The organism is Sphingomonas sp. UNC305MFCol5.2 (assembly GCF_000712135.1).
GTDB lineage: Bacteria > Pseudomonadota > Alphaproteobacteria > Sphingomonadales > Sphingomonadaceae > Sphingomonas.
Map to the genome: position 1 here is coordinate 851498 of NZ_JOOE01000002.1, position 13307 is coordinate 864804.

General features: G+C 65.4%; 10 protein-coding genes. 8 read left to right on the plus strand and 2 right to left on the minus strand.

The window, feature by feature from the left end; all coding sequences use genetic code 11:
* Positions 1–65 precede the first annotated feature (65 nt).
* The 8 genes from glnA (at position 66) to BR78_RS0111365 (ending at position 12078) form a co-directional block, all read left to right on the plus strand.
* Positions 66–1478 (plus strand): type I glutamate--ammonia ligase, encoded by a 1413-nt coding sequence (glnA, locus tag BR78_RS0111330; RefSeq protein WP_025560681.1) that lies wholly within the window; start codon positions 66–68, stop codon positions 1476–1478.
* 243 nt (positions 1479–1721) lie between these two features.
* Positions 1722–4448: a TonB-dependent receptor gene (locus BR78_RS0111335; RefSeq protein WP_231478234.1), complete on the plus strand. Its 2727-nt coding sequence runs from the start codon at positions 1722–1724 to the stop codon at positions 4446–4448.
* A complete protein-coding gene (locus BR78_RS0111340) occupies positions 4448–5500 on the plus strand; it encodes a phytase (RefSeq protein ID WP_025560679.1) in 1053 nt (350 codons plus the stop codon). Before BR78_RS0111335 ends, BR78_RS0111340 begins: the two co-directional genes overlap by 1 nt.
* 195 nt (positions 5501–5695) lie before the next feature.
* Complete coding sequence (locus tag BR78_RS0111345) at positions 5696–6994, plus strand: M20/M25/M40 family metallo-hydrolase (protein ID WP_025560678.1); 1299 nt, start codon at positions 5696–5698, stop codon at positions 6992–6994.
* Positions 6995–7050: 56 nt separating this feature from the next.
* Positions 7051–8511: a PQQ-dependent sugar dehydrogenase gene (locus BR78_RS0111350; protein ID WP_051683303.1), complete on the plus strand. Its 1461-nt coding sequence runs from the start codon at positions 7051–7053 to the stop codon at positions 8509–8511.
* A gap of 93 nt (positions 8512–8604) precedes the next feature.
* On the plus strand, positions 8605–10029 hold the full coding sequence (locus BR78_RS0111355) for an aldehyde dehydrogenase family protein (RefSeq protein WP_025560675.1): 1425 nt from the start codon (positions 8605–8607) through the stop codon (positions 10027–10029).
* 235 nt (positions 10030–10264) lie between these two features.
* On the plus strand, positions 10265–11587 hold the full coding sequence (locus BR78_RS0111360; RefSeq protein WP_025560674.1) for an alkaline phosphatase family protein: 1323 nt from the start codon (positions 10265–10267) through the stop codon (positions 11585–11587).
* Between the two features lie 38 nt (positions 11588–11625).
* A complete protein-coding gene (locus BR78_RS0111365; protein ID WP_025560672.1) occupies positions 11626–12078 on the plus strand; it encodes a MaoC family dehydratase in 453 nt (150 codons plus the stop codon).
* Positions 12079–12081: 3 nt separating this feature from the next.
* On the opposite strand, the gene BR78_RS0111370 is transcribed toward BR78_RS0111365, so the two are convergent.
* Both BR78_RS0111370 and BR78_RS0111375 read right to left on the minus strand, forming a co-directional pair.
* Positions 12082–12480 (minus strand): hypothetical protein, encoded by a 399-nt coding sequence (locus BR78_RS0111370; RefSeq protein WP_025560671.1) that lies wholly within the window; start codon positions 12478–12480, stop codon positions 12082–12084.
* Between the two features lie 226 nt (positions 12481–12706).
* Positions 12707–13264 (minus strand): adenine phosphoribosyltransferase, encoded by a 558-nt coding sequence (locus BR78_RS0111375; RefSeq protein ID WP_025560670.1) that lies wholly within the window; start codon positions 13262–13264, stop codon positions 12707–12709.
* Positions 13265–13307 lie beyond the last annotated feature (43 nt).

Sequence of the window (13307 nt, forward strand, 5' to 3'; positions counted from 1 at the left end):
CCCGCAAAAGTAATTTTATTGCCCGATTCGGTGGGCAGACGAAAGAGAGCGAAAGGGTTTTTACGATGGCGAATTCGGCCAGTGACATCCTGAAGATGGTGAAGGACAACGAGATCGAGTGGATCGACCTCCGCTTCACCGATCCCAAGGGCAAGTGGCAGCACCTCACCATGGTCGCCAAGGTGATCGGCGAGGACGAGCTTACCGACGGCCTGATGTTCGACGGCTCGTCGATCGAAGGCTGGAAGGCGATCAACGAATCGGACATGATCCTCAAGCCGGATCTGGACGCAGTGTGGATCGATCCGTTCTCGGCCACGCCGATGCTGATCCTGGTGTGCGACATCGTCGAGCCTTCGACCGGCGAGCTCTACAGCCGCGACCCGCGCTCGACCGCGAAGCGCTCGGAAGCGTATCTCAAGACGCTCGGCATCGGCGACACCGTCTATGTCGGCCCCGAGGCCGAGTTCTTCATGTTCGACGACGTCCGCTTCGAGAACAGCTATTCGACGTCGTATTACGCGATCGACGACATCGAGCTGCCGGGCAATTCGGGCAAAGAATATGAAGCCGGCAATCTCGGCCACCGTCCGCGCGCCAAGGGCGGATACTTCCCCGTGGCGCCGGTCGACAGCGCCGTCGACATCCGCGGCGAGATGGTCGCGACGATGCTCGAAATGGGTCTGCCCTGCGACAAGCATCACCACGAAGTCGCCGCCGCGCAGCACGAGCTCGGCCTGACCTTCGGCACGCTGGTGCAGACCGCCGACCGCATGCAGATCTACAAGTACGTCGTGCACCAGGTCGCGCATGCCTATGGCAAGACCGCGACCTTCATGCCCAAGCCGATCAAGGAAGATAACGGCTCCGGCATGCACACCCACATCTCGATCTGGGATGGCAAGAACCCGCTCTTCGCCGGTAACGGCTATGCCGGCCTGAGCGACATGTGCCTGTATTTCATCGGCGGCGTGATCAAGCACGCCAAGGCACTCAACGCCTTCACCAACCCGTCGACCAACAGCTACAAGCGGCTGGTCCCGGGTTACGAAGCGCCGGTGCTGCTCGCTTATTCGTCGCGCAACCGATCGGCTTCGTGCCGCATTCCTTATGGTGCGGGCAGCAAGGCCAAGCGCGTCGAGTTCCGCTTCCCGGACGCGCTCGCCAATCCGTATCTCTGCTATGCGGCGTTGCTGATGGCCGGCCTCGACGGCATCCAGAACAAGATCCACCCGGGCGATCCGATGGACAAGAACCTGTACGACCTGCCGCCGGCCGAGCTGGAGCAGGTGCCGACGGTGTGCGGATCGCTCCGCGAAGCGCTCGACAGCCTCGAGGCGGACATGGACTTCCTGCTCAAGGGCGACGTGTTCACCAAGGATCAGATCGCGGCCTATGTCGAGATCAAGCGCGCCGACGTCGCCCGCTGGGAGATGACGCCGAGCCCGGTCGAATACGACATGTACTACAGCTCGTAATCGCACCCGCGAAACCGACATCGAGGGGCGTCCGGATCGATCCGGACGCCCTTTCCGTTGCGCCACCGTGGCGAAAATGCTGCGTTGCGCAATTGTAATTTTTCTGACGCCGAAGAGTCATTCGTAACGCATCGAACTGTCAAACGGCGTCCCTAGAGCCGCCCCCAACAAACAGATCAATTCGGGGGCGTTATGACATCGGGCTTCAAATTTCTTCTGACCGCGAGTTTGGGCACGGTCGCTTTGGCAATCGGAGCACCCGCCTTCGCGCAGACCGAGCAGGGCCCCGCCGAAAGCGCCGAGATCGTCGTCAAAGGCTCGCGCCCCATCGCCGAATCGGAAGCCTCGGCGCTTGCGGTGCAGAAGAATTCCGATTCGCTGATCACCGTCGCAGCGGCGGATGGCGTCGGCCGCCTGCCCGACCAGAATATCGCGCAGGCGACCGGCCGCTTGCCCGGCGTCGCCGTCGAGCGCGATCAGGGCCAGGCGCGGTACATCTCGTTGCGCGGCGCCCCCAATTACTGGACGACCCTGTCGTTCGACGGGATCAACGTAGTGAGCCCCGAGGGCCGCGACGCGCGCTTCGATTCGATCCCCTCGGCGATCGCTTCGCAGATCGTCGTCTCCAAGGCAGTGACTCCGGAAATGCCGGGCGAGACAGTGGCGGGCAACGTCAATGTCATCACCCGATCGGCGTTCGACTACAGCGGTCTCCACTTCGCGGGCAAGGCCGGCATCGGCATCGCCGAGCTGGGCGACCGCAAGCAATATGAAGGCTCGGCGGTTCTTTCCGACCGCTTCAACGTGGGCGGCGGCGAGCTCGGCGTGCTCGTCTCGGGCAGCTATTATCAGCGCGCGATGGTCACCGACAATTTCGAGACCGATTACGAGCGCGTGGCCCAGGATACGCGCCCCGGCTTCGGAACGCGCTTCTGGGCGCATGAGGCCGAGAACAAGCTCTATCGCCTGACGCGCCGCAACTGGTCGGTCTCGGGCAGGCTCGATTACAAACCCGACGACAGCAACACGATCTCGCTGCGTTCGATCTATACGATCTTCACCGACGACGAGGCGCGCGACAATTACCGCTTCGACCTTGACGACCGCCAGGCCGATCTCGTCGCCAACACCGCCGCCTGCCCAACGACGGTGAATACCACGCCGACCACCACCGGCTATGCCGATGTCTGCATCGGCAACACGCCGCAAAAGGGCACGATCTACGGCATCGACATCCGCCAGCGCTCGACGCTGCGCGCGTTCCGCCAGTCGATCTTCACCAATACGCTGGCCGGCGATCACGACTTCGCCGAAGGCTGGAACCTGAACTGGGTGGCGAACTACACCGAATCGAAGGACAACCGCTCGGTCGTGGGCGAAATCGCCTGGGACAGCCCTAGTACGCGCACACTGCGCCCGACCGTCAGCTACGATTTCAGCGATCGCAATTTCTCGCGTTTGTCGCTGTTCAACACGCTCCAGCTGAGCGGCCCGACCCGTTACACCGCCGGCGCAGCGGTCACCGATATCGACACCTTCACCAAGCCGCCTTCGTCGCTCACCGTTCTCGACGCTATCGACACGACCAAGGCCTATACCGGCAAGCTCGTCCTCTCGCGCGAGACCGGGTTTGTGGGGGGTGAAGCGACATTCAAGATCGGCTTCCAGTTCGACCAGCGCACCAAGGTGGCCGACGAGCAGCAGATCCTGCTCAACACCGCCGCCCAGTTCGCCACGGTCGGCCTGCCCACCAATTTCAACCAGTTCTCGCTGAACGATTCGTTCCTCGGCAAGATCCCGATGGGGTACACCTTCCATTATTTCGACACCGACAAGATGCGCACGGTGTCCGATGCGGCGCGCGCCAATTTCGCCTTCACGCCCAACACCGCGAACAATTACGAAGTGCGCGAACAGGTGTTCGCCGGCTTCGTGATGGGCACGGTGAAATATGACTGGGGCTCGATCCTCGGCGGCGTGCGCATCGAGCATCTGAAGAACCGCGGCTCGGCCATCGCGACCGTCGGCGCCACGACCGGGCCCGTGACTGCGGACTCGAGCCAGACGCTCGCTTTCCCCAGCCTGCACTTCAATTACAACCTGGACGACACCAAGAAGCTGCGCCTGTCGTTCAACTCGGGCGCGGCGCGCGCCGACTACGACCAGCTTCGCCCCAACGTGGTGGTGAGCGATACCGCCCAGTCGATCTCGGGCGGCAACCCGGCAGTGAAGCCCGAGCGCGCTTATGGCGTGGACGGATATTTCGAATGGTATGTGCGCCCGCAGGGTTATCTGATGGCCGGCTTGTTCTACAAGAAGGTCAAGGATGTGCTGTATCGCCAGACGCGGACGTTCGGATCGAACGCACTCGACAGCAACGGCATCGATCGTTCGGCCTATGCCTTTTCGGGCATCACCAATGGTGGCGACGGACGCGTGTTCGGCGCGGAAGCCGCCGCACAGTTCCAGCTCGAGCCGTGGACCGACGATCTCGGCCTGCCCGGCTGGATGGGCGGCTTCGGCGTCAGCGCTAACGTCACGGTGAACGACAGCGAAGTGACCAAGCCCGCGGTCGGCACGATTCCGGCACGCAAGGTGCGGCTGCCCGGCACTTCGGACCTGGTCTATAATGTCGGCGCCTATTACGAGAAATACGGCCTGTCGGTGCGCGTCCAGTATCAGCGCCGCAGCACCTGGCTGGACGGCATCGCCGACGACCTGGCCGATGCCGGCGACACCTATTGGGCGGCCGACGACGAAATGGACATCTCGGCGCGCTACGCGATCAGCCCGAACTTCGAAATCTATGTCGATGCCTCGAACGTGCTCAACAAGCCGGGCCGCCGCTATTCGGAGCCGGGCAATTTGCTGAGCGCGACCGGCACGGCGAGCCCGCGCAGCGACATCCAGACGATCGAGTGGGAACGTTTCGGCCGCCGCTATTCGGGTGGCATCCGAGTAAACTTCTGATGCGCATCGATCAGGCAAGGATGCTGTTCGGCCTGCTGCCCTTGCTGGCGGCAGGCTGCACGGCCGGCGAGCCCCGCCCCGCTTTCTCCTCCGCGCCCACCGCTTCGGTGCAGGCGCGCGGCGAGACGGCGGCGGTCGGCACCGCCAATGCCGATGCGGCGGACGATCCCGCGATCTGGCGCAATCCCGCCGATCCGGCGGCGAGCCTGATCGTCGGTACCGACAAGAAGGCCGGACTCTATGTCTATGACCTGTCCGGCAGTCAGCAGTCGTTCCTCGACGCGGGCCGGGTCAACAATGTCGACCTGCGCGACATGGGTGCGGCCGGGATCATCGTCGCGGCGAGCGACCGCAACGATCCGCTCAACGCGAAGCTTGCGCTGTTCCGGCTCGATCCGGCGACGCGCAAGCTGACTCGGCTCGGCAAGATCGCCGCGGGCGCGGGTGAGGCATATGGCGTCTGCCTCTATCGCGACGGCACCGCACTCCACGCGTTCAACGTCCTCAAGGACGGCACGATCAACCAGGTTGCGCTCGATCTTTCGGGCACCGCGCCGACGGGCAAGATCGTCCGCCGCATGAAGCTGGCGACCCAGTCCGAAGGCTGCGCCGTCGACGCGCGCACCCACCGGCTCTACGTCGCGGAGGAAGATGTCGGCCTGTGGCGCTTCGACGCCCGCGCCGCCGGCAGCACCGCACCGGTCAAGATCGCCGCAGCCGATGGCGTCCAGATCGTCGCCGACACCGAAGGTGTCGCGCTGGCGACCGAAGGCGATGCCGATGGCGGCTATCTGCTGGTGTCGAGCCAGGGCGACAACGCCTATGCGGTCTATCGCCTGAGCGACGAAAGCTATGTCGGCCGCTTCCGGATCACCAAGGGCCGCGTCGGCTCGACTGAGGAGACCGACGGGATCGACGTGGTGACCGGCGATTTCGGCCCCGATTTCCCCGGCGGGCTGTTCGTGGCGCAGGATGGGCAGAACGCGCCCTCCGCGCAGAACTTCAAGCTCGCTGCCTGGGCCGACATCAAGGCGGCGCTCGGACTGGAATAGACTTTGATCCAGTCAGTTTGAAGCGCGCTGTTCCCCGGCGAAGGCCGGGGCCCAGGTTCGACGAACTGGCGAACTGGGTCGACCCTCTCAAATATCATCGCAACTGGGCCCCGGCCTTCGCCGAGGAGCAGATACAAAAACGTCCGGCAGGAGAGCGGGATTGCGTCGGAGAGGTCGTCAACCTAGCCTCGGCCCATGTTCCGCTCCCTGCTCTGCGCGCTCGTGCTGACCGCCGCCTTGCCCGCCTCCGCCCAGCTCAGCACCGCCGAGCGCAAGATCGCCGCGGCGGTCGATGCCGATGCGGAGGGCACGCTCACGTTGCTCGAGCGGATGGTGAACCGGAATAGCGGCACGCTGAACCTCGCCGGCGTCCGCGCGATGGGCGAGATGCTGCGCCCGGAATTCGAAGCGCTCGGCTTCGAGGTCGAATGGATCGAGCTTCCCGAAACGCACCGCGCCGGCCATTTCCTGGCCACCCACAAGGGCAATGGCCGCGGCAAGCGCATGCTGCTGATCGCGCATGTCGATACCGTCTTCGAGGCAAGTTCCCCCTTCCAGAAATTCAACCGCGAGGGCGACAAGGCGATCGGCCCCGGTGTGGTCGACGACAAAGGCGGGATCGCAGTGATCCTCGCGGCGCTGCGCGCGATGGACAAAGCCGGCACGCTGAAGAACGCCGATATCAAGGTGATGCTCACCGGCGACGAGGAGAAGACCGGCGATCCGATCCCGGTGGCCCGCCGCGACCTGATCGAGGCGGGCAAATGGGCCGACGTCGCGCTCGAATTCGAGAATCTCGCGCGCGAGGGCGGGCAGGATTTCGGCACCGTGGCCCGGCGCAGCGCCAATAATTGGACGCTCACCGCCACCGGCAAGACCGGCCATGGCGGCGGCATCTTCAACGCCGAGACCGGCTATGGCGCGATCTACGAGATCGCCCGCATTCTCGATGCATGGCGCAGCGAATTGATCGAGGAAAACCTCACCTTCAATGTCGGCGTGATCGGCGGCGGCACCCCCGCGACGATCGACAAGGACGGCGTCCGCATCGCAGCTTCGGGCAAGACCAATGTGGTGCCGGCGACGGCGATCGCCCGCGGCGACCTGCGCAGCCTCACCCCCGAGCAGGACGCCGCGGCGCGCGCGAAGATGCAGGCGATCGTCGACAAGCATCTGCCGGGCACCTCGGCGACGCTCAGCTTCCAGGACAATACCCCGCCGATGGCGCCGACCGAAGGCAATCGCGCGCTCCTCGCCCGGCTCAACAAGACCAATCGCGATCTCGGCCTGCCGGAGATGGCCGAGTTCGCGCCCGCCAAGCGCGGCGCGGCGGATTCGAGCTTCGTCGCGGCCTATGCCGACACGCTCGCCGGCATGGGCCCGAGCGGCGGCACGCTCCATGCCGAGGGCGAATGGCTCGACATTCCCAGCATCGTCCTTCAGGCCAAGCGCAGCGCGATCCTGATGAGCCGGCTCGCGCGCGAGAAGCGCTGATCCGGAACGAACCGGGCATTTGTCGCGTTCGACGCGAGCGTCGAGGGAGATCGGTCATGCGTCGTGCGATGTTCGGCTCGCTCCTCTTGCTCGCCGCTTGCAGCAGCGATGGCGGAGGAGGTGGCGCAACCCCCACGCCGACTCCGACGCCTGCCAACAGCCCGCCCAGCTTCACTTCCGCCGCCACCGCCAGCGTCGCCGAAAACACGACGCTCGCTTATCAGGCCACCGCCAGCGATCCGGACGGCAATCCGATCACCTTCTCGGTCGCCGGCGGCGCCGACGCGGCGCGCTTCGCGATCACTGCCGCCGGCGCGCTGAGCTTTGTCGCCGCGCCCAATTTCGAGCTTCCGACCGACGCGGACGGCAACAATGTCTACACCGTCCAGCTCGCGGCTAGCGACGGCACGGCGAGCAGTACGCTCAACCTGCAGGTCACCGTGACCAACAGCCGCGAAGGGATCGCAGTCAAACGCGTCGGCACCGGCTTCGATCAGCCGGTCGACGTCGTGGCGGTGCCGGGCGACAACAGCCGCGTGCTCGTCGCCGAGAAGACCGGCGGGGTCTGGTTCCTGACGCCCGCCACCGGCGTGAAGACCTTGGCCTTCCGCGTGACCGACCTCACTACCGAGAACGAGCGCGGACTACTCGGGATCGCGCCCTCTCCCAACTTTGCCACCACCAGCGAGGTGATGATCCACATGACCGGTGCGGCGGGAACGATTTTCACCCGCCGGTGCTTCGTAACGAGTGGCGGGTGCACCGACATATTGTCGATCCCGCATCCGACGAACGCCAATCACAATGGCGGCTGGATCGCCTGGGGGCCGGACGGCAATCTCTATGTCGCGGTGGGCGACGGCGGCGGCGCGGGCGATCCGAACAACAATGCCCAGAACCCCAATTCGCGGCTCGGCAAGATCCTGCGACTTGCGCGGAGTGGTTCAGGCTTCGTCGCTGCGCCGGGCAACCCATTCGTGGGCGGCGGCGGCGATCCCTATGTCTTCGCGCTCGGTCTCCGGAACCCGTTCCGCAATTCGTTCGACGGCAACCGGATCATCGTTGCCGATGTCGGCCAGAGCGCGATCGAGGAGCTCGACCTCGTCCGTACCGATCAGCCCGGGCTCAACTTCGGCTGGCACTATCTCGAGGGCACCCAGCCCTATACCGGCACCGCCCCCGCCGGGCTGACGGCACCCGTCTCGCAATATGGCCATGGCAGCGGCCCGCGCGAAGGCGGATCGATCATCGGCGGACATGTCTATCGCGGCCCGGTCACGTCGCTGCAGGGCGCCTATGTCTTCGGCGATTTCATCAGCGGCAATATCTGGACGCTTCCCGCCGCGTCGCTCGTGCAAGGCTCGCTGTTCCCCTCGTCGAGCTACGAACGCCGCAATCAGGATTTCGCGCCCGATGCCGGCACGATCGACCAGCTCGTATCGTTCGGCCTCGACGGCGGCGGCAACCTCTACATCGTCGATTTCGCCGGCGAGATATTCGAAGTGCTTCCGGGATAGAACCAGGCCTCCGCGCGATGCGTTGCAGCTTGCAACCATTGACGGTGCCCGCCATCTAAGGCGCCATACCGCAAGTTCGAATCGGAGTCGGGGATGCGCAGCTATCTGAAGCACTATATCGACGGTGCCTGGGTCGAGAGCGAAGGCGGTACGCGCCACGAGGTGATCGATCCCGCCACCGAAGCGCCCGTCACCGAGATCACGCTCGGCTCGACGGCCGATGTCGACAAGGCGGTCGCTGCCGCCAGACGCGCCTTCGAAAGCTTCTCGCGCACCAGCGTCGACGAACGGATCGCCCTCATCGAACGCGTGATAGAAGCGTACAAGACACGCGCCGCCGACATGGCCGAGGCGATCAGCCTCGAAATGGGCGCACCGCTGAGCCTGGCCAAGACCGCGCAGGTCGGCTCGGGGATCGGCCATCTGCAGTCCGCCGCGCACGCGCTCGGGGAATTCCAGTTCGAGGAGCAGATCGGCAACAGCCTCGTCGTCCACGAACCGATCGGCGTGGTCGCGCTGATCACGCCGTGGAACTGGCCGCTCAACCAGATCGTCTCCAAGGTCGCGCCTGCGCTGGCGGCGGGCTGCACGATGGTGCTCAAGCCTTCGGAGGAAGCGCCGGGCTGCGCCGCGATCTTCGCCGAGGTGATGCATGCCGCAGGCGTGCCGGCGGGCGTGTTCAATCTCGTCAATGGCGACGGCCCCGGCGTCGGCACCGCGCTTTCGCAGCACAAGCATGTCGACATGGTGAGCTTCACCGGCTCGACTCGTGCCGGCGTGCTCGTCGCGAAGAACGCCGCCGACACGGTCAAGCGCGTCCACCAGGAACTCGGCGGCAAATCGCCGGCGCTCGTCCTCGAAGGCGCCGATCTCGGCAGGGCGGTGCCCGTCACCTTGTTCAGCGTGCTGCTGAACTCGGGCCAGAGCTGCATCGCCCCCACCCGCTTGCTGGTGCCGAAGCAGTTGCAGGAGCAGGTCGCGGCAATCGCGGCCGAGATCATGAAGGCCACGCAGACCGGCGACCCTTCCGAGGAAGGCCGGCACATCGGCCCCGTGGTCAACAAGACGCAGTGGGACAAGATCCAGGGGCTGATCGCCAAGGGCCTCGAGGAAGGCGCGAAGCTCGAGACCGGCGGTCCCGGCCGGCCAGACGGCGTGGAAACCGGCTATTTCGTCAAGCCGACCCTGTTCTCGAATGTCCGCAACGACATGACCATCGCGCGCGAGGAGATCTTCGGCCCCGTCGTCACGATCATCCCGTACGCGGACGAGGAAGATGCGGTCCGCATCGCCAACGACACCGATTACGGCTTGTCGGCAGTGGTGTTCGGCGACGCGGAGTCCGTCAAGCGCGTGGTGCCGCGGCTGCGCGCCGGCATGGTCTATGTGAATGGCGGCCAGCCCGATCCGAACCTGCCCTTCGGCGGCTTCAAGCAATCGGGCAACGGACGCGAGCACGGCAAGTTCGGCCTCGCCGAATTCCTCGAGGTCAAGGCAGTGGTCGGCGCCTTCGCCTAGGAGGTCCCGGACCGCCCAGGTTGAGGATTCCCATCTTTCTTCGTCACCCCGGCCTTGAGCCGGGGTCCCGCTGCTTTCAGGCCGGGCAGAGGAAGCGGGATCCCGGCTCAAGGCCGGGATGACTGAAATTTATCAAGGGCCGTTTAGGTTCTCACCCTGGTCGTAACCATCCACGCGCGGCTGCGGTCGGCCGGCAAGACTTCCCGCCGCAACATTGGAATGGCAAGGATCGACGATGCGTTCGACCTTCCAGCTGGGCCTCGCCGCCCTGGCCGCCCTCCAGGCCTGCGCGTTCTTGCCGGCAGCCGCTGCCCAGACCGCCGCCGTTCCCCAGATCTCGCCCGCCAAGGGCACGCCGGGGCGGACGGGGCCGATCTGCGATTGCCCGCAGGAAACCAGAGCGCCGGTAACGATCCTGATCTCGATCGACGGCTTCCGGCCCGACTATCTCGATCGCGGCGTGACTCCGGTGCTGTCGCGCCTCGCAGCCGAAGGCGCGTCTGCGGCGATGCGGCCGAGCTTCCCGAGCAAGACCTATCCCAATCACTGGACATTGGTGACCGGCCTGCGCCCTGATCGCCACGGCATCGTCGCCAACAAGATGGAGGACGCCAGGCGCCCCGGCGAGACCTTCACCATGGCCACCGACGATCCCTTCTGGTGGAACGCCGCCGAGCCGGTCTGGCTCGACGCCGAGCGCGCCGGTATTCGCACCGGGGCGCAGTTCTGGCCCGGCTCCAACGTGGCGATCGGCGGGCGCAAGGAGAAGCCGACCGATTGGGAAACGATCGGCGGCGAGCGTCCCGCGGACTGGGCGGAATTCAACCAGGCGATCACCGGCGAGCAGCGGGTCGACGGGATCCTCGACTGGCTGCGGCGCCCCGCCGCGAAGCGCCCGCGGTTCCTGACGCTCTATTTCGATGTCGTGGACAGCGCCGGACACGAATTCGGCCCCAGCGACGGGCGGACGCTCGAAGCAGTGGCGCAGGTCGACAAATGGATGGGACAGCTCGTCGACGGCCTCGCCGCATTGGGCCAGCCCGCCAATCTGGTGATCGTTTCCGATCACGGTATGGCGCCGACGCAGAGCAGCCGCGTCGTCGTGCTCGGGCAGATGCTGCCGCTCGACGATATCGAGCTGTTCGAATCCGGAACCTATGCCAGCCTGACTCCCGTGCCGGGCAAGGAAGCCGCGGTCGAGAAGGTGCTGCTGGGCAAGCACGCCCATATGGAATGCTGGCGCAAGCGCGATATCCCCGCGCGCTTCCACTACGGCGCCAATCCCCGCATCCCGCCGATCTTCTGCCTCGCCGAAACCGGATGGCTGATCAATGCGAAGGCACCCGAGAAGCGCTTCGCGGGCGGCAATCACGGCTATGACAATTATTCCCCCGAAATGGCGGCCTTGTTCATCGGACATGGCCCCGCTTTCCGTCCGGCCACGCTGCCCGCGTTCGACAATGTCGACGTCTATCCATTGCTGCGCGACCTGATGGGCCTTCCGGCGAAACCGGGCGTCGACGGCACCGACGCCGTATTCAGGATCGCGATCCGCTAGGGCTTGCCAAGTTTCAGTTTCTATCCGAAACTAAAATCATGCTGTATCTGGACGATATCCATGTGGGCATGAAGCGCAGCTTCGGCCGTTATGAAGTGACGCGCGAGGAAGTGCTCGCCTTTGCCGCGAAATACGATCCGCAGCCCTTCCACCTCTCCGACGAGGCGGCCGCGGAGACTCATTTCGGGCGGCTGGCGGCGAGCGGCTGGCACACCTGCGCTATGACCATGTCGATGTTCGTGGCCGAGATGAACGTCCATCCCCAGGCGAGCCTCGGCGCCGCCGGAGTCGACGAATTGCGCTGGCTCAAGCCGGTCCACCCCGGGGACGTGCTGCGCTGCGAGAGTGAAGTGCTCGACGTGCGGCCGTCGCAGAGCCGGCCCGACATGGGCAGCCTGCGCAGCCAGATGACCACGTTCAACCAGCACGACGAGCCCGTGCTGCGCTTCACCGCGCTCGCGCTGATGCGGCGGCGGCCGGCGAGCGGCTAAAGCTCAGTGGCGCCGATAGCGGCCGTCGCCGCGTCGGTCGCCGCGATCCCAGTCGCGCCGTTCGCCGCGCCGGTTGTCGAAGCCGCGCCAATTCTCCCGGCGGTCGCCGCGCCATTCGCGGCCACGATCGTACCAATAGCGGCGCTGCCCGTCGTTCCAGCGATGCGGGCGCCGGTAGCGATCGTACACGTAATAGCCGGTACCCGGGTAATAATAGTCCCCATACCAGCCAAAGTACGAGCTTGGCCCATAGCGGTAATAAGGGTCGTACCCGTCATAATAGCCGCCGCTGGAATAGCCGACCGAAACGCCCGAATAGCCATAGCCGTCCTCGGTGCAGGCGGCGGCGGTGAGCCCCAGCGCGACGGCGAGGGTAGCGGCGGAAATGCGGTGAATCAACATGGCGGTCTCTCCAGCGCCGCCGCGGCACTCTGGAGGCGCCTCGCGGACGGCTAACTATAAGGAACGTTTACGCCCGAGGGGATGTTCCAGCCACGCTCTCGCGTCTGACGGCCCTAGCTCCCGTTCGTTTCGAGCGAAGTCGAGAAACGGATCTCGAGCGTGTGAGGTTTCTCGACTTCGCTCGAAACGAACGGAAGGGCGTGAGTTCACCCCCTGTCCATCTCGCTCAGTGGCCGTCGAACGCCACCAGCGCATTCACCGCGATCCCGTCGCCGCGCAGCGCGTCCGCCCCGCCCAGTTCGGGCAAGTCGACCACGAACGCCGCCTGGACCACTTCGGCCCCCGCCTTGTGCAGCAGCCGGACGGCGGCGCGCGCCGTGCCGCCGGTGGCGATCAGATCGTCGACCAGCAGCACCCGAGCGCCGGGTGCGCAGGCATCGGCGTGGATGGCGATGCGATCGGTGCCGTACTCCAGCGCATAGTCCTCGGCGATCGTCGCGCCGGGCAGCTTGCCGTCCTTGCGGATCAGCAGCACCCCGGTGCCCAGCTTCACTGCCAGCGCCGCGCCGAACAGGAAGCCGCGCGCCTCGACCCCCGCGACGAGATCGATTTGCCCGTCGACCGCTTCGGCCATACGGTCGATCGTCAGCCGCAACCCTTCCGCGTCGAGCAGCAGCGTGGTGATGTCGCGGAACATGATCCCCGGCTTGGGGAAATCGGGGATGGTGCGGATACGCCGCCGGATGTCGTCATTGTCGTTCGCCACGTCGTCGGCTCCGTCCAAAAAGAAATCCCGCCGAGCTGGGCTGCGGCGGGATTTCGTCAGT

Coding starts and splice junctions, on each gene's coding strand:
- BR78_RS0111350 (WP_051683303.1), top strand. CDS start 7,051: ATGCGTCGTGCGATGTTCGGCTCGCTCCTCTTGCTCGCCGCTTGCAGC.
- BR78_RS0111340 (WP_025560679.1), top strand. CDS start 4,448: ATGCGCATCGATCAGGCAAGGATGCTGTTCGGCCTGCTGCCCTTGCTG.
- glnA (WP_025560681.1), top strand. CDS start 66: ATGGCGAATTCGGCCAGTGACATCCTGAAGATGGTGAAGGACAACGAG.
- BR78_RS0111355 (WP_025560675.1), top strand. CDS start 8,605: ATGCGCAGCTATCTGAAGCACTATATCGACGGTGCCTGGGTCGAGAGC.
- BR78_RS0111360 (WP_025560674.1), top strand. CDS start 10,265: ATGCGTTCGACCTTCCAGCTGGGCCTCGCCGCCCTGGCCGCCCTCCAG.
- BR78_RS0111345 (WP_025560678.1), top strand. CDS start 5,696: ATGTTCCGCTCCCTGCTCTGCGCGCTCGTGCTGACCGCCGCCTTGCCC.
- BR78_RS0111370 (WP_025560671.1), bottom strand. CDS start 12,480: ATGTTGATTCACCGCATTTCCGCCGCTACCCTCGCCGTCGCGCTGGGG.
- BR78_RS0111365 (WP_025560672.1), top strand. CDS start 11,626: ATGCTGTATCTGGACGATATCCATGTGGGCATGAAGCGCAGCTTCGGC.